At 57.2% G+C, this 20,155-nt stretch carries 20 protein-coding genes; 14 read left to right on the top strand and 6 right to left on the bottom strand.

Annotated elements, in window-relative coordinates:
* The first annotated feature begins 17 nt into the window (after positions 1-17).
* Positions 18-611 carry a tellurite resistance methyltransferase TehB gene (gene tehB / locus GM298_RS01995; RefSeq protein WP_262784145.1) on the top strand — a complete coding sequence of 198 codons (594 nt, stop codon included), beginning with the start codon at positions 18-20 and terminating at the stop codon, positions 609-611.
* Here the strand turns inward: tehB and pepT are convergent.
* Positions 608-1,837 carry a peptidase T gene (gene pepT / locus GM298_RS01990; RefSeq protein ID WP_266153468.1) on the bottom strand — a complete coding sequence of 410 codons (1,230 nt, stop codon included), beginning with the start codon at positions 1,835-1,837 and terminating at the stop codon, positions 608-610. The two genes, tehB and pepT, sit on opposite strands and share 4 nt — an antisense overlap.
* 111 nt (positions 1,838-1,948) lie before the next feature.
* On the opposite strand from pepT, the gene GM298_RS01985 reads away from it, so the two are divergent.
* Both GM298_RS01985 and GM298_RS01980 read left to right on the top strand, forming a co-directional pair.
* Positions 1,949-3,544, top strand: a complete 1,596-nt coding sequence (locus tag GM298_RS01985; RefSeq protein WP_047958564.1) for an ABC transporter substrate-binding protein — start codon at positions 1,949-1,951, stop codon at positions 3,542-3,544.
* A 135-nt stretch (positions 3,545-3,679) separates the two neighbouring features.
* Complete coding sequence (locus GM298_RS01980) at positions 3,680-4,354, top strand: DUF3313 domain-containing protein (RefSeq protein WP_025756399.1); 675 nt, start codon at positions 3,680-3,682, stop codon at positions 4,352-4,354.
* Positions 4,355-4,389: 35 nt separating this feature from the next.
* Here the strand turns inward: GM298_RS01980 and GM298_RS01975 are convergent, their stop codons facing one another.
* Positions 4,390-5,286: a DMT family transporter gene (locus GM298_RS01975; RefSeq protein ID WP_045284367.1), complete on the bottom strand. Its 897-nt coding sequence runs from the start codon at positions 5,284-5,286 to the stop codon at positions 4,390-4,392.
* A 173-nt stretch (positions 5,287-5,459) separates the two neighbouring features.
* Here GM298_RS01975 and GM298_RS01970 point away from each other — a divergent pair, with 173 nt between their 5' ends.
* Positions 5,460-6,332 (top strand): helix-turn-helix transcriptional regulator, encoded by an 873-nt coding sequence (locus GM298_RS01970; protein WP_095448909.1) that lies wholly within the window; start codon positions 5,460-5,462, stop codon positions 6,330-6,332.
* Here GM298_RS01970 and GM298_RS01965 read toward each other — a convergent pair.
* The gene (locus GM298_RS01965; protein ID WP_266153467.1) at positions 6,312-7,478 is read right to left on the bottom strand and encodes a benzoate/H(+) symporter BenE family transporter; all 1,167 of its coding nucleotides are present in this window, start codon (positions 7,476-7,478) and stop codon (positions 6,312-6,314) included. The two genes, GM298_RS01970 and GM298_RS01965, sit on opposite strands and share 21 nt — an antisense overlap.
* Positions 7,479-7,570: 92 nt before the next feature.
* Here GM298_RS01965 and GM298_RS01960 point away from each other — a divergent pair, with 92 nt between their 5' ends.
* Together GM298_RS01960 and GM298_RS01955 are read left to right on the top strand one after the other, a co-directional pair.
* Complete coding sequence (locus tag GM298_RS01960; protein ID WP_025756402.1) at positions 7,571-8,098, top strand: helix-turn-helix domain-containing protein; 528 nt, start codon at positions 7,571-7,573, stop codon at positions 8,096-8,098.
* Between the two features lie 80 nt (positions 8,099-8,178).
* Positions 8,179-10,143 (top strand): peptidase U32 family protein, encoded by a 1,965-nt coding sequence (locus GM298_RS01955; protein ID WP_045284369.1) that lies wholly within the window; start codon positions 8,179-8,181, stop codon positions 10,141-10,143.
* Here the strand turns inward: GM298_RS01955 and GM298_RS01950 are convergent, their stop codons facing one another.
* Entirely contained in the window at positions 10,144-10,371 is a 228-nt protein-coding gene (locus GM298_RS01950; protein WP_224752908.1) for a DUF2554 family protein, read from the bottom strand.
* Positions 10,372-10,616: 245 nt separating this feature from the next.
* On the opposite strand from GM298_RS01950, the gene GM298_RS01945 reads away from it, so the two are divergent.
* A complete protein-coding gene (locus GM298_RS01945; protein WP_025756405.1) occupies positions 10,617-10,979 on the top strand; it encodes a hypothetical protein in 363 nt (120 codons plus the stop codon).
* 167 nt (positions 10,980-11,146) lie between these two features.
* On the opposite strand, the gene GM298_RS01940 is transcribed toward GM298_RS01945, so the two are convergent.
* Both GM298_RS01940 and ftrA read right to left on the bottom strand, forming a co-directional pair.
* Complete coding sequence (locus GM298_RS01940) at positions 11,147-11,683, bottom strand: dihydrofolate reductase family protein (protein WP_266153466.1); 537 nt, start codon at positions 11,681-11,683, stop codon at positions 11,147-11,149.
* A gap of 47 nt (positions 11,684-11,730) precedes the next feature.
* Complete coding sequence (ftrA, locus tag GM298_RS01935; protein WP_025756407.1) at positions 11,731-12,738, bottom strand: transcriptional regulator FtrA; 1,008 nt, start codon at positions 12,736-12,738, stop codon at positions 11,731-11,733.
* Between the two features lie 73 nt (positions 12,739-12,811).
* Here ftrA and GM298_RS01930 point away from each other — a divergent pair, with 73 nt between their 5' ends.
* The 7 genes from GM298_RS01930 (at position 12,812) to urtE (ending at position 20,134) form a co-directional block, all read left to right on the top strand.
* Positions 12,812-13,225, top strand: coding sequence for a rhodanese-like domain-containing protein (locus GM298_RS01930; protein ID WP_045284372.1), 414 nt, complete (start codon positions 12,812-12,814; stop codon positions 13,223-13,225).
* A 156-nt stretch (positions 13,226-13,381) separates the two neighbouring features.
* Positions 13,382-14,485 (top strand): cobalamin-independent methionine synthase II family protein, encoded by a 1,104-nt coding sequence (locus GM298_RS01925; RefSeq protein WP_025756409.1) that lies wholly within the window; start codon positions 13,382-13,384, stop codon positions 14,483-14,485.
* A gap of 201 nt (positions 14,486-14,686) precedes the next feature.
* A complete protein-coding gene (gene urtA, locus GM298_RS01920) occupies positions 14,687-15,958 on the top strand; it encodes an urea ABC transporter substrate-binding protein (RefSeq protein ID WP_266153465.1) in 1,272 nt (423 codons plus the stop codon).
* Between the two features lie 23 nt (positions 15,959-15,981).
* Complete coding sequence (gene urtB / locus GM298_RS01915) at positions 15,982-17,556, top strand: urea ABC transporter permease subunit UrtB (protein ID WP_266153464.1); 1,575 nt, start codon at positions 15,982-15,984, stop codon at positions 17,554-17,556.
* Entirely contained in the window at positions 17,556-18,629 is a 1,074-nt protein-coding gene (urtC, locus tag GM298_RS01910) for an urea ABC transporter permease subunit UrtC (RefSeq protein ID WP_088244199.1), read from the top strand. The genes urtB and urtC overlap by 1 nt, the downstream gene beginning before the upstream one ends.
* Positions 18,629-19,426, top strand: a complete 798-nt coding sequence (gene urtD / locus GM298_RS01905; protein WP_047958576.1) for an urea ABC transporter ATP-binding protein UrtD — start codon at positions 18,629-18,631, stop codon at positions 19,424-19,426. The genes urtC and urtD overlap by 1 nt, the downstream gene beginning before the upstream one ends.
* 9 nt (positions 19,427-19,435) lie before the next feature.
* Positions 19,436-20,134, top strand: a complete 699-nt coding sequence (gene urtE / locus GM298_RS01900) for an urea ABC transporter ATP-binding subunit UrtE (RefSeq protein ID WP_266153463.1) — start codon at positions 19,436-19,438, stop codon at positions 20,132-20,134.
* Positions 20,135-20,155: the final 21 nt, after the last annotated feature.

The raw sequence follows: 20,155 nt of genomic DNA, 5'->3' as shown, positions 1-20,155 counted from the left end.
GAGACGCAGGAAAAACAATGACCGTCGATGAGAATTACTTCACAGAAAAATATGGACTCACCCGCACGCACTCAGAGGTACTGTACAGCGCGAAAATCGTGAAGCCTGGTAAAACCCTCGATCTCGGCTGCGGCAATGGTCGCAACAGCCTGTATCTCGCAGCCAACGGCTACGAGGTGACCGCGTGGGACAAGAACCCAATGAGCATTGATAATATCGAGCGCATCAAAGCGGCGGAAGGCATTGAGGGTCTGCAAACGGCGATCAAGGATCTCAACAGCCTGAGCTTTGATGGCGAGTACAATTTTATTCTCTCCACCGTGGTGCTGATGTTCCTACAGCCAGACACCATCCCGGGTCTTATCGCCAACATGCAGCGCTGCACTACGCCGGGTGGTTACAACCTGATTGTCGCCGCCATGGATACGGCAGATTATCCCTGCACGGTCGGTTTCCCGTTTGCATTCAAAAGCGGTGAGCTGAGCAACTATTACGAAGGCTGGGAGCTGATTAAATACAACGAAGATCCCGGCGAACTGCACCGCACCGATGAAAACGGGAACCGCATTAAACTGCGCTTTGCCACTCTGCTGGCCCGCAAGCCCGTTTAACGGGCGGCCAGCAGACACAGCTGCAGGGCGGTGTGGTAAGAGGCCTCGAACGACGACAGCGGCAGGAATTCAAACTTCGAGTGGAAGTTATGCGCGCCGGTAAAGAAGTTCGGCGTGAGTAAACCTTTTGCCGAGAGCGCCGCCCCGTCCGTACCGCCGCGCATTGGCGTCGGTTTTGGCGTGATGCCGAGCGATTCCATCGCCTCAAACATCAGATCGATAGCGCGCCTGTCTTCGCCAATCGCATTGCTGATATTGCTGTAGGTATCTTCAATGCGATAGTCCACTTTAGCCGTCGGATAGTGGGCGGCAATCCGCGCGGCGACGTCGGCAATCTGCTGTTTGCGGGCAGCAAAGTTCTCTTTATCGAAATCCCGGATATTGGCCTTCAGTACGGCCTCGTTCTGCCCGGCCTGGAGGCCGTTAAACCAGATATAGCCTTCGCGGCCTTCGGTACACTCTGGCGTTTGCTGGCGGTCAAAATGGCTGATGTAGTCAGTCGCCATCAGCAGGGGATTGACCAGCACGCCTTTCGCGGACATCGGGTGCGCCGTCACACCGGTGAAGCGGATCTCGGCGGCGGCCGCATTGAAATTCTCGTAAACAATTTCGCCCAGCTCGCAGCAGTCGATGGTCCAGGCGAAGTCGACATCGAAGCGTTTCAGATCCAGCGCCTTGGCACCGTTCAGACCGATCTCTTCGTCAGGCACGAACGCCACGACGATATCCCCATGCTGATGTTCTGCCGTCAGGTTTTCCAGCACCGTCATCACGACGGTAACCGCCGCTTTATTATCGGCGCCCAGTACGCTGGTTCCGTCGCTAAAAATAATCTCTTCATTCGGGTAGGCGAGAATTTCGGGGTGCTCTTTTACCCGCAGCCAAATCCCTTTCTCTTTATTCAGACAGAGGTCTTCACCGGTAAACGTTAATATTTGTGGATGAATATCCGGTGATAATCCCACGTCGACAGTATCAATATGGGTAATAAAGCCGATGCGCGGCGCACCGGGGACGTTGCCTTTTTTGACCGCTGTCACCGTGGCGAATTCGTCAATCACAATTGCGTCTAAACCCAGCTGTGTCAGCTCCTGCGCCAGTTCCCGCGCCATGTCGTGCTGGCCCGGGGTCGAGGGCAGGGTTTTTACTCTGGGATCGCTCTGGCTGGTGATGGCGAGATAGCGAAAAAAGCGGTGCGTTAATTGTCTGGAAAGTGGCGAGCCCATAGTGATTTGTTCCTTATTTATTTTTCGGGTGTTTGCCACATCACTTTAATGTTATTTATGAAATGGCAAAAGAATTAATTAGCCGTCGAATTAAAAAGACAGGAATATACGATGACAAGCAAACTCACAACTTTCACGCTGGCACTCGCGGCGCTGACGGTCAGCTCCGCTGTCGCCGCGAAAACGCTGGTGTATTGCTCCGAAGGATCGCCGGAAAACTTTAATCCTCAGTTATACACCTCGGGAACCAGCGTCGACGCCAGCGCCGTGCCGGTCTATAACCGGCTGGTCGATTTCAAACCCGGCACCACGGAGCTGGTGCCGAGCCTGGCGGAGCGCTGGGAGGTGAGCGACGACGGCAAGGTTTACACCTTCTATCTGCGTAAAGGCGTTAAGTTTCAGAGCAATAAATCCTTCACGCCGACCCGCGACTTTAACGCCGATGACGTGATTTTCTCGTTTATGCGGCAGAAAGACGTCAACCATCCCTATCACAACGTCTCAAACGGCAGCTACTCCAACTTTGAAAGCCTGGAGTTTGGCAGCCTGATTACCGCCATTGATAAAGTTGATGACCACACCGTACGGTTTACGCTGGCGCACCCGGAAGCGCCGTTTGTTGCCGATCTGGCATGGTATTTTGCCTCTGTTCTGTCGGCGGAATATGCCGACGCGATGCTGAAAGCGGGGACGCCGGAGAAGGTGGACATGGAGCCGATCGGCACCGGTCCGTTTAAGCTGGCGCAGTATCAGAAAGATTCTCGCATTTTGTTTACCGCCTTCCCGGACTACTGGCAGGGGAAATCGAAGCTGGATCGGCTGGTGTTTACCATCACCCCGGATGCCTCCGTGCGTTTTGCCAAAATCGAGAAGAACGAATGCCAGGTGATGCCGTTCCCGAACCCGGCAGACCTGCCGCGTATGAAGGCGAACAAAGATATCAACCTGATGAGCAAGGCGGGGCTGAATACCGGCTTCCTGGCGTTCAATACCCAAAAGCCGCCGCTGGATAACGTGAAAGTCCGCCAGGCGCTGGCGATGGCCATCAACAAACCGGCCATTATTGACGCGGTGTTCCACGGCACCGGCACGGCGGCGAAGAACCTGCTGCCGCCGGGCGTCTGGAGTGCCGACAGCGAGCTGAAGGATTACGACTACGATCCGGAGAAGGCGAAAGCGCTTTTGAAAGAGGCTGGTTTTGCCAACGGCGTCAGCATCGACTTATGGGCGATGCCGGTCCAGCGGCCCTATAACCCGAATGCGAAACGCATGGCGGAGATGATTCAGGCGGACTGGGCGAAGGTTGGTGTGCAGACCAAAATTGTCACCTACGAATGGGGCGAATACCTTAAACGCGTGAAGGGGGGAGAGCATCAGGCCGCGCTGATGGGCTGGACGACGGCCACCGGCGATCCGGACAACTTCTTCGGCCCGCTGTTTACCTGCACCTCGGCGAATGGCGGCTCAAACTCGGCGAAATGGTGCTACAAGCCGTTTGATAAGATCATCGCTGAGGCCAAATCGATAACCGATCATGATAAACGGGTGGCGCTCTATAAAGAGGCGCAGCAGATGATGCATGACCAGATGCCTGCGGTGATGATTGCGCATTCAACGATTTTCGAGCCGGTACGCAAGGAAGTGAAGGGCTATGAAATAGACCCGTTTGGCAAACATCTGTTCTGGCAAGTGGATATAAATCAGTAAATTTTCACTGCCCGGACAGATGCCGGGCAGTCTTTTTGCAATTTGTGCTACCCGCATCATTTTTTGTCACAACAAACCCGCCAGACTTTTGCTATAACTTCAAGTGCATACTTGCATATAACATGGAAAATCATCATGCGTACTCACTCTTTTTTTAAAGTTGCAGTGCTTACTGGTCTGTTGGCGTTGGCGGGTTGTTCTTCTAAAGTCGCCGCACCTGAGCAATATTCTGGCTTTTTAAAAGATTACTCGGGTTTACAGCAAACGACGTCCGCGACAGGTAAGCCTACCCTGCGTTGGGTAGATCCCGCTTATAACGAAGCTAACTACGACAGTATTATCTGGACGCCAATTACCTATTATCCAACGCCAAAACCCACCACTCAAATCGGGCAAAAAACGCTTGATGAGCTGTTGAATTACACCAATAACAAAATGAAAACCGCTATTGGTACGCGTAAGCCGATTGTGACTACGCCGGGTAAACACAGCCTGATTTTCCGCGGTGCCATTACCGGGGTGAGCTCGCAGAAAGAGGGACTGCAGTTCTATGAAGTGGTGCCTGTTGCGCTGGTGGTTGCCGGTACGCAGATGGCAACCGGACATCGCACCATGGATACCCATCTCTACTTTGAAGGTGAGCTGATTGATGCGGCGACCAATAAACCGGTCATGAAGGTGGTACGTAAAGGCGAAGGTAAAGAGCTGAATAACGAAAATACACCAATGACCTTCGCGACGCTGAAGCAGGTTGTTGATGACATGGCAACGGACGCCACCATGTTTGATGTGAAAAAAACCGCGAAATAATCTAAAACGGCCTGCGTGATGCAGGCCGTTTTTATTTACGCCGTCCGCAAGCGTCTGAACCAGGTTTCCGGTTTCGTGAACATCACCATATTTCCTCCCAGAATCAGCACTAATCCAACAATGCCGTTGATATGCCAGACGTAGCCTTCATACACCGTGGAGATGGAGAGCGCCACCAGCGGAAAAAGCAGCGTGCTGTAGGCCGCTTTGCCCGGGCCAATGCGGCCCACCAGCGTGAAGTACGCGCCAAACGCAATCACCGAGCCAAACAGGGCCAGATAGACCAGCGCGCCCATATAGCTCAGCGTCCATTCCGGCACGAAGCTATCACCTCTGAACAGCGCAATGCAGCCCATCACCAGCGTGCCATAGAGCATCGCCCAGGCGTTGGTGGTCATGGTTTCGAGGCCTCTGCGCTGATGGCGCATGCTGATCATATTGCCCAGCGAAAAGCCGTAGGTACCGAGCGCGGAAAGCCCAATGCCCGTCAGGAGTGACGCACTCCAGCCGCTGGCCAGCAGATCGTCCCAGAAGAGGGTGATGATCCCGACCAGGCCCAGTGCCGCAGCCGTCCAGAAGCGCGCCGGTGGGCGCTGACCGAAGAAAATAAAGCTGTTAATGGCGTTATAGAGCACGGCCATGGAGAAGATCACCGACTCCAGCCCGGTGTTGATATGTGCCGCTGCCGTGTAAAAACACCAGAAGTTAAAGCAGAAAACACAGCATCCCTGCAGCAGGCAAAACAGGTGATCCCGTAGCGCCAGCGTGCGCAGACGGCGCAGGGCGAGTAACACCACCATCATCGTGAGGCTGGCGACCGCGAAGCGCCAGAAAATCGACACCGGCGCCGCCACCGGTCCCTGCTGCAGGAAAATCGCAATCCAGGTGGTTCCCCAGATAATCACCACCAGTCCGTATAATAATGCGTTCATATTCTTCTCTTCTTAAACCACCGAAGCCCGCAGTATGGCGCGACATCCCGCATCGGGCTTTCACCGGCTTGCGGGAGACTTGCAAAATCTTGCGCTTTTTTCTTTCCCGGGGACTGGCAACGGGCGACAACTCTTTTTAGACTGAGATCCCTGTCCATCACGCGCTAACGGTTATGTCTCACGCTTACGATACCTTTGAAACGCTCAGCCAACAGAATGCAGTCCTGCGGGGAACCGTCTCGCTGAATTCCGGTATTCAGCTGGCCGCGTGGTACAACAAGCACGATACGATAACGGTGAAAAGTAACCATCACACCCTGAGCCTGTACGTGGCGGACGGTTACGAAAGCTATCAAAAAACGCCGGGCGGCTGGAAAAACGGCGGGGGACCGGACCGTTTCTGTTTGATGCCCAAAGAGAGCGAATCAACGTGGGATATCCGGGATGACCTGTCGTTTGTGCATCTCTACTGTACCGATGAGCACCTGCGCGACGTGGGGGAGAAAATCTGGGACAAGCGGCCGCTGTCGCTGACCCTGGACGAACGCATTTTTGGCAGCGATCCGAAGATCACCGCACTGTATCGCCAGTTCTTACTGGGCTGTGACTGGCAGCAAAACGCCAACCAGCTCACCCTGAGCACGGCCTCCACGCTCCTGCTGACTCATCTGCTGCAAAACTACGCCAACGTGCAGTGGAAACTGCCGGTCGTCACCGGCGGGTTATCGCCGTTTGTTCTGCGCAACGTGCTGGCCTTTATCGAAGAGAACCTGGGGCAGCCCCTGACGCTGGCCGAACTGGCGGCGCAGGCCGCCCTCAGTGAATACCATTTTGCCCGCATGTTCCGCCAGTCAACGGGGCTGGCGCCGCATCAGTACGTGATGCACAGGCGAATGGTCAAAGCGAAAGAGCTGGTGCAGCATACCTCCATGCCGCTGACGGACATTGCGCTAGCCTGCGGGTTTAACTCCGCCAGCCACTTCAGCAACCGCTTTCGCAGCGTGACGGGCATGACGCCCTCACAGCTACGTGCGGCGAACGCGTGAGAACAGGGCATAGCACAGGCCGCCCAACACCAGCCCCCAGAATGCCGAACCAATCCCCATCAGCGTGACGCCGCTTGCGGTCATCAGAAACGTGACGATGGCCGCGTCGCGCTCCGCTTCGTGATGTAATGCCTGATATAAACTCCCGCTGATGGTTCCCAGCAGCGCCAGACCGGCCAGCGTCTGGATCCAGCTAAGCGGCAGGGCGGCCATCAGGCCGGTAATAGAGCCGCCGAAAACCCCCGCCAGCAGATAAAACCCGCCAGCGGCAATGGCTGCCAGCCAGCGCTTATCCGCATCCGGGTGTGCATCCGGGCTTTGACAAATGGCGGCGGTTATCGCCGCTATGCAGATGGAAAAGACGCCAAACGGCGAAAACAGCAGCGCCAGTCCACCCGTCACGATGATGAGCGGGGAGACCGCCAGCGGATATCCCGACGCTTTCATCGTGGCGAACCCCGGCGCATTTTGCGAGGCCATGGTCACGAGGAAGAAGGGCACGCCAATGCTGATCAGGCTGGTGAAGGTGAACGTAGGCGCAACAAATTCGGGCATCACCAGGGAGAGGGTTAGCCTGTCGGTGACAACGTCACCGCTTATCCATGCCACAATACCGCCTGCCAGCAGCGTGACCACGATGGCATAACGCGGGGCCAGCGCTTTTGCCAGCAGCCATGCCGCAATCATGCTGCCGCACAGCAAAAAGTGCCCCTCAAGATGCGCAAACGCATGCAGGCCAAACTGCAAAAGCACACCCGCCAGCATGGCGGCGGCAAGGGAATGGGGGATCAGCTTCATCAGCCGGGCGAATAATCCGGTGATGCCGCAGAGCAGGATAAGCGCGTTGGCAAAGATGAACACGCCGATGGTTTCCGCCAGCGTGACGCCATGCAGGCTGGTGGCGAGCAGCGCGGCACCGGGCGTGGACCAGGCGGTAAGCACCGGCGCTTTATACCACCAGGAAAGCGCCAGCGTGCTGACGCCCATCCCGATTCCCAGGGCGGTCATCCAGCCTGCGATCTGCTGTGCGCTGGCACCCGCTGCGGCAGCGGCCTGCCAGATAATGGCGGCAGAACTGGCGTAACCCACCAGAACGGCGACGAAGCCCGCCAGCGTGACAGGAATGAAATGAGAGGAAGGGCGCATGGGAACTCCATTGTGCGTTATAACGTCCGGAATAAGGTAACACTGTGCGTTATAGCGTACAAGTGGTATGCTGGGCATCACCAGGAGGGAACATGGACATCACACTGCATCTTGCAACAACACTGAAAACGCTGCGTCAGGCGCGCGGCTGGAGTTTGTCGAAGCTCGCGGACGAGACCGGTGTATCAAAAGCCATGCTCGGGCAAATTGAGCGCAATGAGTCCAGCCCGACGGTGTCGACACTGTGGAAAATCGCCACCGGACTGAACGTACCGTTCTCCGCGTTTATCACCCCGGAGGCGGACCGGCAGGCCGTCTTTGACCCGCAGCAGCAGGCGATGGTGGTGAAACCGCTGTTTCCGTGGGACGAAACGCTGAAGTTTGATCATTTCTCCATTACCCTGGCACCCGGCGCGCTGAGCGAGTCCACGCCGCATGAAGCGGGGGTGATTGAACATGTGGTGGTGATCAGCGGTGAGCTGGAAATGAAACTTGAGGGACAGTGGCAGACCCTTTCTGCCGATTCAGGCGTGCGTTTTGCCGGCGATAAACCGCACGCATACCGTAACAGCAGCGACCGGCCGGTGCATTTTCATTCGCTGATCCATTATCCCCGCTAAGGCTACGCAAAACTGTTTCGCTGACGCATACTTCTGACTACAATAGCCGCCATTTTGACCATAACGGATAACGACGAAGTATGCGCCTGCAATCCCATCATCTTGAACTTTTAAGCCCGGCCCGCGACGCCGCCATTGCCCGTGAAGCGATCCTTCATGGCGCAGACGCCGTCTACATTGGCGGCCCTGGCTTCGGTGCCCGCCATAACGCCAGCAACAGCCTGAGCGATATTGCTGAACTGGTGCCGTTCGCCCACCGTTTCGGGGCGAAGGTGTTCGTCACCCTGAACACCATTCTTCATGATGATGAGCTGGAGCCTGCACAGCGTCTGATTACCGATCTCTACCAGACCGGCGTCGATGCCCTGATTGTGCAGGACATGGGCGTGCTGGAGCTGGATATTCCCCCCATTGAACTGCATGCCAGTACCCAGTGTGATATCCGCACGGTAGAGAAGGCGAAGTTTCTTTCCGACGTCGGCTTTTCGCAGATCGTTCTGGCACGCGAACTGAACCTGAATCAGATCCGCGATATCCACCAGGCGACAGACGCAACCATTGAGTTCTTTATCCACGGCGCGCTATGCGTCGCCTATTCCGGTCAGTGCAACATTTCCCACGCGCAAACGGGCCGCAGCGCCAACCGCGGCGACTGTTCTCAGGCCTGCCGTCTGCCGTATACCCTGAAAGACGATCAGGGCCGCGTCGTGGCGTTCGAAAAACACCTGCTCTCCATGAAGGATAACGATCAGACCGCCAACCTGGGCGCGCTGATTGACGCAGGCGTGCGCTCCTTCAAGATTGAAGGGCGTTACAAAGATATGAGCTACGTGAAGAACATCACCGCGCACTATCGCCAGATGCTGGATGCGATTATTGAAGACCGCGGTGACCTGGCGCGCGCGTCGGCCGGTCGTACCGAGCATTTCTTTATTCCGTCGACGGACAAAACCTTCCACCGCGGCAGCACGGACTATTTTGTCAATGCCCGCAAAGGGGATATCGGCGCGTTTGATTCCCCGAAGTTTATCGGTTTACCGGTCGGTGAAGTGCTGAAAGTGGCGAAGGATTACCTGGATGTTGAAGTGACGGAGCCGCTGGCGAACGGTGATGGCCTTAACGTGATGATCAAGCGTGAAGTGGTGGGCTTCCGCGCCAATACGGTGGAGAAAACCGGCGAAAATCGCTACCGCGTCTGGCCGAATGAAATGCCGGCCGATCTCTACAAAGCGCGACCAAACGCAGCGCTTAACCGTAACCTCGATCATAACTGGCAGCAGGCGCTTCTGAAAACCTCCAGCGAACGCCGCATTGCGGTGGATATTGAACTGGGCGGCTGGGAAGAGCAGCTGATTCTGACCATGACCTGTGAAGATGGCATCAGCGTAACCCACACGCTCGACGGTCTGTTCGAGGTGGCCAATAACGCCGAAAAAGCGCTTAACAACCTGAAGGACGGCGTGGCGAAGCTGGGGCAGACGATTTACTACGCCCGCACCATTGAGGTGAACCTGCCGGACGCGCTGTTCGTGCCGAACAGCCTGCTTAATTCGTTCCGCCGTGAAACGGCAGAGATGCTGGATGCGGCACGCCTGGCGCAGTATCCGCGCGGCAGCCGTAAAGCTGAAACCGTCCCTGCGCCCGTTTACCCGGATACGCATTTGTCCTTCCTTGCCAACGTCTATAACCATAAAGCCCGTGAATTCTACCATCGTCACGGCGTGCAGCTGATCGACGCGGCGTATGAAGCGCATGAAGAGAAGGGCGATGTGCCGGTGATGATCACCAAGCACTGCCTGCGCTTTGCCTTCAACCTGTGTCCGAAGCAGGCGAAAGGGAATATCAAAAGCTGGAAGGCCACCCCGATGCAGCTGGTGAACGGAGACGAAGTCCTGACCCTTAAATTTGACTGTCGTCCGTGCGAAATGCATGTGATTGGCAAGATGAAAAACCACATCTTCAAAATGCCACCGCCTGGCAGTATTGTGGCGTCTGTCAGCCCGGACGATCTGATGAAAACCCTGCCGAAACGTAAGGGCAGCTAATTACCGAACGTGCGTGTCCGGTTTGCGCGATTTCTGCCACAGGTGGTGCTCGCGCAAACCCTCTGCCGACTCTTCCGCCGCGCTTCGCAATTCATCGCTGTCGGCTTCATGACGAAGCTGATGCTCCACGTTTTTCACCCAAATATATTCATGTCCTTTGTGCCCCGCCATAAGCTGCCCCGAAAACAGGGCGCAGAGCAACATCACCAGTGCCAGGCCTTTTCTCATTATCTCTTCACCGCAGAATAAGAACGCGGAACGATCATGCCTGTAATTCCCTTGTGTTATTATTCGAATATTCAAATTAACGCAAAGGCATCGTCAGGTTTTGTCGAATTAAAGCTATATTGAGACTTTTCTTAAAATTGAGATACTGACGATAAACCGCCATTTCTGGTACCAAACTGGACAATGGTTTTAGAGATAAATCCTATATAATAAGAATTCTCTGGCTAAGGAACGGGTCTTAATAAATGAAAAAAATAATGGTGTTGGCGCTTGTGGTGGTTGCAGCAGGGGCCGCGGCTGGCGCTCGTTATGTCAGTAATGACGCACCTGAATATATTCACTCTGCAGAAGCTCGCGTAGGATCATATTTAACCAGCGATTATGGACGCGTTGATTGTAATAGCATCAAAATTAACGACGAACGCTGGGAATTAGACTGCACTCACAAGACGCGCGGGAAAACATTCCAGTTTGCGGTCTATCCGTCCGAAAAAGCGCCATATGGCGTGTCGCGTTCGTTTTATCTTGAGGCCATCAATGATGATGCCAGACAAAGCGCTGAGCAGGGCCTGATGCGTTATTTGCAAATCAATACCCAGGCGGGTTAACAGGGCTGTTTAAGGTTCGTTGAGATATAAAGTGATAGGTTGTATGGGATCCGCTGCCCGGCCATGACGTGTCGGGACGTAGAGACCAAAATACAAATCTATCCATGCAAGCATTTACCGCCAGATAATGGCGGTTTTTTTTTTTGCCAGCAGTGGCGCTACCAGCGTTATGTTGTGACCCGATAGTGCGACTGTACCAGGCCTGAAGGGAAGCTGCGGCTGGATACCAGTGTCAAATCGATATCCCGTGGAAGGGCGCCAAACAGCGGTTTTCCCGAGCCAAGCAGGACAGGAACGGTAGTAATCACCATATCGGCCACCAGTCCTTCGCGCAGGAACGACTGTATGACCCGCCCACCATCGAGATAGACGCGATGGACATTTTGCGCCGCCAGATCGTCCAGTACCTCTTTTGGCGCACGGCGGGAGAACTGCACTTTGCCCTTCAGCGCCTCCGGCACGGGCGTGTCGGCCAGCTGTCGGGAGAGCACCAGCACCGGCCTGTCATACGGCCAGGTGTCAAAGGTCACCACCTTCTCATAGCTTCCGCGCCCCATGACGATCCACTCTTTGTCCGCAATAAACGCCGTATAGCCATGGTCTTCGCTCGGATCGTCGCGCTGCAACAGCCAGTCAATATCGTCATTCTCCCGGGCGATGTAACCATCAAGACTGACGGCGATAAAAACGTGGGTGGTGACCATCAGGTGCTCCCTTGTTAATCGTAAATGCCGATGTCCGGACTGGCTCTTTAGCGGACCGCATCCGGACGTGAAAATTGTTTGCGATACTGGGCCGGGGAAAGCGCGAACTGCTGACGAAAATGATGACGCAGCGTCGATGCCTGACCAAACCCGGTCTGTTCAGCAATGCTGTCGATGCTTAACCGACTGCTTTCCAGATAATCTTTCGCCCGCAACAGGCGCTCATGGAGTAACCAGCGGGCTGGCGTGGTTCCCGTCGCCGCCTCGAAGCGACGCAGAAAGGTGCGCTGGCTCATCCCAACCCGACGCGCCAGCGAGTCGACACTGTGCGCTTCATTAAGATGCTGGTGCAAAAAGTCAAACAGCTGACCAAGTCGCTGGCTTTCCCGCAACTGCGCCACCGGGCGGCTCAGCTGCTGCGGCTGTGAACCATCCCTGTGTGGCGGAATAACCAGCCGGCGCGCCACGCTGTTGGCGGTTTCCATGCCATAATCCCGTCGCACGACATGCAGACAGAGATCGATGCCCGCTGCACTGCCTGCGGAGGTCAGAATATCGCCTTCGTCCTGGTAGAGCACATCCTCAACCACCTCGATCTCAGGGTAACGGGCTTTAAGTGCGTCAATATAACGCCAGTGCGTTGTGGCTTTACGTCCGTTCAGCAGCCCTGACGCGGCCAGCACAAACACGCCGGAACAGATCGACAGCAGCTGACAGCCCCGCGCGCTGGCCTGGCGTAACGCGTGGCAGAGCGGCTCCGGAACCGGTGACTCCAGCCCCCGCCATCCCGGCACCACGATCAGATCGGCAGATTCAAGCAGGGAGAGATCGCCATCGGTAATGATACGGATCCCGCCCGTCGCCCGCAGTTCACCGCTATCCACGCTCGCCACCGCAAAGCGGTACCAGTTGTCGCCGAGCTCGGGGCGCGGCAGGCCGAAGATCTCCACCGCCACGCCGAATTCGAAGGTACACAGACCGTCATAGGCCAGCACCACCACCTTCGGGCGGGGATGCTGTCTTAAGTTTGTCATCTTTTTGCTGTTTTCTGGCATACGTGAGCGCATTCACCGGCTGAATTTGTGGATAGAGTAGTGTTAACACAAACGCCAAAGATGAGGAAGGATCATGAGCTATGTTACTGAATTTCCGGCTGCTGAGCCGCAGGAAGCCGTCACCCATTTTCTGCGCCGTCTGAGCGTCGAAACCGATTGTGCCGATGTGCATCATGCCATCGTCAACCAGGAGCAGGACTTCGTGCTGCTTCATGTGGTGGGCGGCCCGGAGCAGTTTGCCCGCCGTCACGTCCCCGGCGCAGTGCACATGCCGTGGAGTCAGATTACCGCCGGGCGCATGGCCCAGTGGCCTGAAGGCACGCTGTTTGTCGTCTACTGCGCCGGACCACACTGTAACGGTGCGGACAGAGCCGCGCTGAAGCTGGCGCGTCTTGGGCTGCCGGTCAAAATTATGCTCGGCGGGATCACCGGCTGGGAAGATGAAAAGTACGCCTTTGCCAGCAGCGAAACCGCTGCCGCGCTGTGAAGATGAATTTTTTTCATCACCCGTGAAATTTTCTCGTTTGCCGGGATAAAGCAGGTATGACATCTTTTTTGGACATTTAGACATCCAGAAGTCTAAAGCTTCAAAAGATGAATTATCACTGCGGGCAATTATCACCGGCAGACTGAGGAGATTTCCATGCAACGACACCACGCCCCGTTCCGCGCCGATGTAGTCGGCAGCTTTTTACGCCCGGATGCCATCAAACAGGCTCGCCAGAAATTTGCCAGCGGCGAAATTGACGCCGGGCAGCTTCGCGCCATTGAAAACGACGCTATCCGCCATGTCGTTGAGCAGCAGTGTGCGTGCGGGCTGAATGTGGTCACCGACGGTGAGTTTCGCCGCGCCTGGTGGCACTTTGATTTCTTCGACGGTCTGCAGGGCGTAGAGCGTTACGATGCGCAGCAGGGCATTCAGTTTAACGGTGTGCAAACCAAAGCCCACGGCGTGCGCGTTACCGGCAAGCTGGGCTTTGGCGAGCATCCGATGCTGGAGGACTTTCGTTATCTGAAAAGCATCAGCGGGAGCGCCGAGCCGAAAATGACCATTCCGAGCCCGAGCGTGCTGCATTTTCGCGGCGGTCGTAAAGACATAGACGCGACGGTGTATCCGGACCTGAACGTCTATTTCGACGATCTGGCGACCACCTGGCGCGACGCCATTCGGGCTTTCTATGACGCGGGCTGCCGTTATCTGCAACTGGATGACACCGTCTGGGCCTATCTCTGCTCGGATGACCAGCGTCGTCAGATCCGCGAGCGCGGTGATGACCCCGACGAGCTGGCGCGTATCTATGCCCGCGTGCTGAACAAGGCCCTGGAGGGCAAACCGGACGATTTGACCATCGGGCTGCACGTCTGCCGCGGTAACTTCCGCTCAACCTGGATTTCAGAAGGCGGCTATGAGCCGGTGGCGGAAGTGCTGTTCGGGACGGTTAACGTTGACGCGTTCTTCCTGGAATATGATAACGACCGCAGCGGGGATTTCGCGCCGCTGCGCTTTGTCCGCCCCGGCAAACAGCAGGTGGTGTTGGGGCTTATCACCACCAAAAATGGCGAGCTGGAGAACCCGGAAGGGGTGAAGGCGCGTCTGGAAGAAGCGGCGAAATACGTGGCGAAAGAGCAAATTTGCCTCAGCCCGCAGTGTGGCTTTGCTTCTACCGAAGAGGGTAACAGCCTGAGCGAAGCCCAGCAGTGGGACAAAATCCGCCTGGTGACGCAGATCGCCAGTGAAGTCTGGTAAACCCGCTTTTCAGCGCTGCATTATTAAAGTGCAGCGCTGTGCCATTCTGAGACGTTCTCTTTACATCCTGCGCTTCAGCCCCTGCATTCACGCTTTCTCCATTCTGGCATCCTTTTTGCTCCTGCTTCGCTGAGACATTTATTTCCGCGTCCACGCCGTAACGGACGTCTTCGCACAGCGTTCTTTTTCAGGAGTGAAAATATGCACCGTCGTACTTTATTAAAAGCCTTTGCATTGTCTGCGTCTGTCGTTGCTATGGGAATGAGTTTTGGCGTGCAGGCGGCCGATACCATCAAAGTGGGGATCATGCACTCCCTCTCCGGCACGATGGCCATCTCCGAAACCCCGCTGAAAGATGTCGCCCTGATGACCATCGATGAGATCAACGCGAAAGGCGGCGTGCTGGGTAAGAAGCTGGAGCCGGTGGTGGTGGATCCGGCCTCAAACTGGCCGCTGTTTGCCGAGAAAGCGCGCCAGCTGTTAAGTCAGGATAAGGTGGCGGTGGTGTTCGGCTGCTGGACGTCGGTCTCGCGAAAGTCCGTTCTGCCCGTCTTTGAAGAGCTGAACGGTTTGCTGTTCTATCCGGTGCAATATGAAGGCGAGGAGATGTCACCGAACGTCTTCTATACCGGCGCGGCGCCGAACCAGCAGGCTATCCCGGCGGTGGAATACCTGATGAGTGAAGACGGTGGCGCGGCGAAACGCTTCTTCCTGCTGGGCACGGACTACGTCTACCCGCGCACCACCAACAAGATCCTGCGCGCGTTCCTGCATTCCAAAGGGGTGGAGGATAAAGACATCGAAGAGGTTTACACCCCGTTTGGTCATAGCGACTACCAGACCATTGTCGCCAACATCAAGAAATTCTCTGCGGGCGGTAAAACTGCCGTGGTCTCAACCATCAACGGCGACTCCAACGTTCCGTTTTACAAAGAGCTGGCGAACCAGGGGCTGAAAGCGACCGACGTGCCGGTCGTGGCGTTCTCCGTGGGTGAAGAAGAGCTGCGCGGCATTGACACCAAACCGCTGGTGGGCAACCTGGCGGCGTGGAACTACTTTGAATCCGTTGATAATCCAACCAACCAGACCTTCGTGGCGGACTATAAAGCCTATGCCAAAGCGCACAAGCTGCCGAACGCCGATACCGTGGTGACCAACGACCCGATGGAAGCCACTTACGTGGGCATCCATATGTGGGCGCAGGCGGTGGAGAAAGCGGGCACCACCGATGTGGATAAAGTGCGTGCGGCGATGGCCGGTCAGTCCTTTAAGGCGCCGTCTGGCTTTACGCTCACGATGGATGCCACCAACCATCACCTGCACAAGCCGGTCATGATCGGCGAAATCGAAGGCAACGGTCAGTTTAACGTGGTGTGGCAGACGGAACAGCCGGTACGTGCCCAGCCGTGGAGCCCGTTCATCGCCGGGAATGACAAAAAGCCCGATCAGCCGATGAAAACCGCCAGCAACTAAGCCATTCCCGCAGGGAGAAAGCCATGAACTTCATACGCACGATCGTCGCGCTTGTATGGCTTACCGGACTGCTGCCAGGGATGGCGCAGGCATCGGATGCCGATCGTTTTGTTGCTGCCAGCCGCAGCCAGCAGGCGGAACTGCTGACGCAGTGGGCCGCCTCGCCGGAGGCGGCAAGGTTGCCGCTGCTGCAGGCGCTGCAACAGGAAAACCTCTTTGTTGATACGCAAAAGCACGCCTTTGCACAACGCAATGGCGACATCATCCCGCTGGGCGAAAGCCAGGCAGCAGCGGGGCCAACCAAAGCCGTTCGTCTGACGAACCGGCTGCGGGTGCTCGCTGCGACGGCCATCGCCACCCATCAGCTTGTGAGTGACAGTGTCACCGAAAGGCGTGCAGCGGCGCGCCAGCTCCAGCGCGATGCCCAGCCAGGCATGCTCGCCTTTCTGGAAAAACGGTTGACGGATGAAACGGACGCGGTGGCGCGTCAGGCGCTGTTGCTGGCGGTGGCGAATCTCCAGCTGACCAGCCCGCAGGCTGAGGTCCGCCGCACGGCAGTTGAACGGCTCGGGCAGTCCGCCGATCCGGACGTGGCGTCCAGGCTGACTCCGTTTACCCAGACACAGACCGAGCCTGACGCCGGGGTCCGCGCAGCCGCGCAGGAGAGCCTTCGCCAGATCCAGCACCGTCTGATGTGGGGCGATCTGCTGGGCCAGGCGTTTATGGGGCTGTCGCTGGGGTCGGTGCTGCTGCTGGCGGCGCTGGGGCTTGCCATCACCTACGGCCTGCTGGGCGTGATTAATATGGCCCACGGCGAGATGCTGATGCTGGGCGCGTATGCCACGTGGATGGTGCAGCAGACGATGGCCGGGCTTGCTCCTCAGTGGCTGGCGCTCTATCCCGTTATCGCGCTGCCGGTCGCCTTCTGCCTGACGGCGGGCATCGGGATGGTGCTGGAGCGCACCGTGATCCGTCATTTGTACGGTCGTCCGCTGGAAACGCTGCTGGCGACGTGGGGGATCAGCCTGATGCTTATCCAGCTGGTGCGCATGACGTTTGGCGCGCAGAACCTGGAGGTGGCTAACCCGGCATGGCTTTCCGGCGGGGTGCAGGTTTTTGCCAACCTGACCCTGCCGTGGAACCGCATTGTGGTGCTGGGCTTCGTGCTGCTGGTGCTGTTCTTCACCTGGCTCATTCTGAATAAAACCCGTCTGGGGCTGAACGTGAGGGCGGTGACGCAAAACCGCAGCATGGCCGCCTGCTGCGGCGTGCCGACCGGGCGGGTCGACATGCTGGCGTTCGGGCTGGGCTCAGGCATTGCCGGTCTGGGCGGCGTGGCGCTTTCCCAGCTTGGGAACGTCGGGCCGGAGCTCGGTCAGGGGTACATTATCGACTCGTTCCTCGTGGTCGTTCTCGGTGGCGTAGGCCAGCTGGCAGGCAGCGTGGCCGCGGCGTTTGGTCTGGGGATCTTTAATAAAATCCTTGAACCGCAGATGGGGGCGGTGCTGGGTAAAATTTTGATTCTGGTGGCGATCGTGCTGTTTATTCAGAAACGCCCTCAGGGACTGTTTGCGCTGAAAGGGAGGGTGATTGACTGATGAGCCAGCCGCTGACCTTAACGCTGGCGCGCAAAGCGCCACGCACAACGCAGATTGCCGGCAGCCTGCTGGTGATGTGCCTGCTGATACTGCCGTTTTTCGCCTTACTGCCTGCGACGCATCCGCTGGCGCTGTCAACCTGGATGCTGACGCTGATTGGCAAGATCCTCTGCTATGCCATTGTGGCGGTGGCGCTGGATCTGGTGTGGGGCTACGCCGGTATGTTGTCCCTGGGGCATGGCATCTTCTTCGCCCTGGGCGGCTACGCGATGGGCATGTACCTGATGCGCCAGGCGGCGGGGGACGGTTTGCCGGCGTTTATGTCGTTTCTCTCCTGGAGTGAACTGCCGTGGTTCTGGTGGGGTACCCAGCATTTTGCCTGGGCGCTGGTGCTGATTGTGATGGTCCCGGGGCTGCTGGCGCTGGTGTTTGGCTGGTTTGCCTTCCGCTCCAGGATCAAAGGGGTCTATTTCTCGATCATGACTCAGGCGCTGACCTATGCCGGGATGCTGCTGTTCTTTCGCAACGAAACCGGTTTTGGCGGTAATAACGGCTTTACCGGCTTCACCACGCTGCTGGGTTTTGCGGTAACGGAGACGACCACGCGTATTGCGCTGTTTCTGGCCACCGTGCTGTTGCTGCTCCTGGCGCTGGGCATCGGGTTTGCGCTGGCGAAGAGCAAGTTTGGCCGCATTCTGACTGCCGTTCGCGACGCCGAAAACCGCCTGACGTTTTGCGGATACGATCCGCGCGGGTTCAAGCTGCTGGTGTGGACGCTCTCCGCGGTGCTGTGCGGCCTGGCCGGCGCGCTGTATGTCCCGCAGGTGGGCATTATTAACCCCGGCGAAATGTCGCCGACGAACTCGATCGAAGCCGCGATCTGGGTCGCGCTGGGTGGGCGCGGCACGCTGGTGGGGCCGGTCATTGGCGCGGCGCTGGTCAACGGGGCGAAGAGCTTCTTCACCGTCGCGATGCCGGAATACTGGCAGCTGTTTCTGGGATTGATTTTTATCGCCGTCACGCTGTTTTTGCCGCGCGGCGTCTACGGCCTGTTTCGTAAGGGAGAGAAATAATGCAGCCAGCCGAAGGGTTATTCACCCGCCAGTTGCCCGGCGATCGTTACCGCGAACAGACCGACCCGGTACTGCAGCTTGAATCCATCAACGTCAGTTTTGATGGTTTTCAGGCGCTGACCGATCTCTCGCTTAATATCGGCGTGGGCGAACTGCGCTGCGTGATTGGCCCCAACGGGGCCGGTAAAACCACGCTGATGGACGTCATCACCGGCAAGACGCGACCCAAAAGCGGACGCGCCATTTACGATCAGTCGATCGACCTCACCACGCTGGAGCCTGCGGCGATTGCCCGCCAGGGAATAGGCCGAAAATTCCAGAAACCCACGGTCTTTGAAGCGCTGACGGTGTGGGAAAACCTGGAGATCGCCATGAAAACCGATAAATCCGTCTGGGCCAGCCTGCGGGCAACGCTCAACGGTGAGCAGCGCGATCGCATTGATGAGATGCTGGCTTTATTGCGGCTCAGCAACGAGCGGGACCGCCGGGCCGGACTGCTTTCCCACGGACAAAAACAGTTCCTGGAAATTGGTATGCTGCTGGTGCAGGACCCGCATCTGTTGCTGCTGGACGAGCCCGCCGCCGGGATGACCGATGCGGAAACGGAGTATACCGCGGAGTTGTTCAGGACGCTGGCGGGCAAGCACTCCCTGATGGTGGTGGAGCACGACATGGGCTTTGTGGAAACCATTGCTGACCACGTAACGGTGCTGCATCAGGGGCGCGTGCTGGCGGAAGGTTCGCTTCGTGAGGTGCAGGCCAACGAGCAGGTGATTGAGGTCTATCTGGGACGTTAAGGAGAGGGAATGTTACAGGTCAACGAACTGAATCAGTATTACGGCGGCAGCCATATCCTGCGCGGCGTGAGCTTTGAGGCGGTCACCGGGGAAGTTACCTGCCTGCTGGGGCGCAACGGTGTAGGGAAAACCACGCTACTGAAGTGCCTGATGGGGCTGATCCCGGCGAAAACCGGGGAGGTCATCTGGCAGGGGAAAACGATCACCCACAGCAAGCCGCACCAGCGGGTGCAGTCGGGCGTGGCGTACGTCCCCCAGGGCCGGGAGATTTTTCCGCGTCTGACCGTGGAGGAGAATCTGCTGCTGGGGCTGTCGCGCTTTCCCGCCCGCGAGGCGAAGCAGGTGCCGGAGGAGATCTGGCAGCTGTTCCCGGTACTCAAAGAGATGAAACACCGGCGCGGGGGCGATCTCTCCGGTGGTCAACAGCAGCAGCTGGCGATTGGTCGCGCGCTGGCGAGCCGTCCGCAGTTGCTGATCCTCGATGAACCCACCGAAGGCATACAGCCTTCGGTGATTAAGGAGATTGGCCAGGTGATCCGCAAGCTGGCAGACAGAGGGGATATGGCGATCCTGCTGGTTGAGCAGTTTTATGACTTTGCCGCCGACCTGGCGGACAGCTACCTGCTGATGTCACGCGGCACCATCATTCAGCGCGGACGGGGTGAAAACATGGAGCAGGATGGCGTTCGCGGGCTGGTTGCGATTTGAAATGTTATATTATAACATTCT

It is taken from the genome of Enterobacter sp. HSTU-ASh6, from assembly GCF_026319105.1.
In the GTDB taxonomy this organism is placed as follows: domain Bacteria; phylum Pseudomonadota; class Gammaproteobacteria; order Enterobacterales; family Enterobacteriaceae; genus Enterobacter; species Enterobacter sichuanensis.
The sequence above is the reverse complement of the archived record's forward strand: the minus strand, read 5'-3'. Positions and strand labels throughout refer to the sequence as shown.

Bases quoted from the DNA above. Each gene is read 5' to 3' on its own strand.
- tehB (WP_262784145.1), top strand. From the start codon at position 18: ATGACCGTCGATGAGAATTACTTCACAGAAAAATATGGACTCACCCGC.
- pepT (WP_266153468.1), bottom strand. From the start codon at position 1,837: ATGGGCTCGCCACTTTCCAGACAATTAACGCACCGCTTTTTTCGCTAT.
- GM298_RS01985 (WP_047958564.1), top strand. From the start codon at position 1,949: ATGACAAGCAAACTCACAACTTTCACGCTGGCACTCGCGGCGCTGACG.
- GM298_RS01980 (WP_025756399.1), top strand. From the start codon at position 3,680: ATGCGTACTCACTCTTTTTTTAAAGTTGCAGTGCTTACTGGTCTGTTG.
- GM298_RS01975 (WP_045284367.1), bottom strand. From the start codon at position 5,286: ATGAACGCATTATTATACGGACTGGTGGTGATTATCTGGGGAACCACC.
- GM298_RS01970 (WP_095448909.1), top strand. From the start codon at position 5,460: ATGTCTCACGCTTACGATACCTTTGAAACGCTCAGCCAACAGAATGCA.
- GM298_RS01965 (WP_266153467.1), bottom strand. From the start codon at position 7,478: ATGCGCCCTTCCTCTCATTTCATTCCTGTCACGCTGGCGGGCTTCGTC.
- GM298_RS01960 (WP_025756402.1), top strand. From the start codon at position 7,571: ATGGACATCACACTGCATCTTGCAACAACACTGAAAACGCTGCGTCAG.
- GM298_RS01955 (WP_045284369.1), top strand. From the start codon at position 8,179: ATGCGCCTGCAATCCCATCATCTTGAACTTTTAAGCCCGGCCCGCGAC.
- GM298_RS01950 (WP_224752908.1), bottom strand. From the start codon at position 10,371: ATGAGAAAAGGCCTGGCACTGGTGATGTTGCTCTGCGCCCTGTTTTCG.
- GM298_RS01945 (WP_025756405.1), top strand. From the start codon at position 10,617: ATGAAAAAAATAATGGTGTTGGCGCTTGTGGTGGTTGCAGCAGGGGCC.
- GM298_RS01940 (WP_266153466.1), bottom strand. From the start codon at position 11,683: ATGGTCACCACCCACGTTTTTATCGCCGTCAGTCTTGATGGTTACATC.
- ftrA (WP_025756407.1), bottom strand. From the start codon at position 12,738: ATGCCAGAAAACAGCAAAAAGATGACAAACTTAAGACAGCATCCCCGC.
- GM298_RS01930 (WP_045284372.1), top strand. From the start codon at position 12,812: ATGAGCTATGTTACTGAATTTCCGGCTGCTGAGCCGCAGGAAGCCGTC.
- GM298_RS01925 (WP_025756409.1), top strand. From the start codon at position 13,382: ATGCAACGACACCACGCCCCGTTCCGCGCCGATGTAGTCGGCAGCTTT.
- urtA (WP_266153465.1), top strand. From the start codon at position 14,687: ATGCACCGTCGTACTTTATTAAAAGCCTTTGCATTGTCTGCGTCTGTC.
- urtB (WP_266153464.1), top strand. From the start codon at position 15,982: ATGAACTTCATACGCACGATCGTCGCGCTTGTATGGCTTACCGGACTG.
- urtC (WP_088244199.1), top strand. From the start codon at position 17,556: ATGAGCCAGCCGCTGACCTTAACGCTGGCGCGCAAAGCGCCACGCACA.
- urtD (WP_047958576.1), top strand. From the start codon at position 18,629: ATGCAGCCAGCCGAAGGGTTATTCACCCGCCAGTTGCCCGGCGATCGT.
- urtE (WP_266153463.1), top strand. From the start codon at position 19,436: ATGTTACAGGTCAACGAACTGAATCAGTATTACGGCGGCAGCCATATC.